Genomic DNA, 684 nt, shown 5'->3' on the forward strand with positions numbered 1-684 from the left:
GACGCCTTTTACGCTGGCATTTTCCTGCGCCACCACCGAAGGACGGTACGCCGTTTGATGCCGCCCATATAAAACCCGATTTCGGCAGTGAGGGTGCACTTTACTGGGCAGATGAAGTGACACATACATCAAGAGACACTAACAAATGACCCAGGAATCTTATTACGCCAAGACGGCCTATGGGTCGACCGAGGTGCCCCAGCAAGAGCAATCAACTGAACGACCATGGATCATGCGGCTTGCTAAGGCCAGACTGCCTTGGGGTAATGCCGATGAAGTGACGCCCGTCAGTTTTGTGGAGGATTACTCGCCACGAGACCTTCGAAATCAAGAGCAATCAAAGATAGAGCGCGAAGAGCAAATCGCCAAAGGCACTTATACTCCGAGCCCATTCGAGCATATTGATTTTCATATGAGGGATAATCAGGAAAGTATTAGATATGCACTTCTTCCCGCAAGCTCCCACCTCTGGATATACATGTCAGGTGTTGGACGTGTTTTATTTTTTCTGTTCTTTTTTGTCAGTATTCCGAGTCACTTCGTAATGACTTCAGCTACGACAGAACCATTTTGGGATCTAACAAAACGCTCAATATTCGAGTATTACTCTTGGTTTCTCGGCCTACCACTTCTCTCTTGGGCCATCGGTTCATTCGTCATCAAGCACTTCCCCAACCTCTGGAT

The 684-nt window shown here is 48.0% G+C and carries 1 pseudogene; it reads left to right on the forward strand.

Annotated features, from left to right (window positions below):
- Nucleotides 1-145 precede the first annotated feature (145 nt).
- A pseudogene (locus tag AC1Q6D_RS33145) lies at nucleotides 146-684 on the forward strand (hypothetical protein); the annotation flags it as partial.

It is taken from the genome of Pseudomonas sp. MT92 (genome assembly GCF_058792515.1).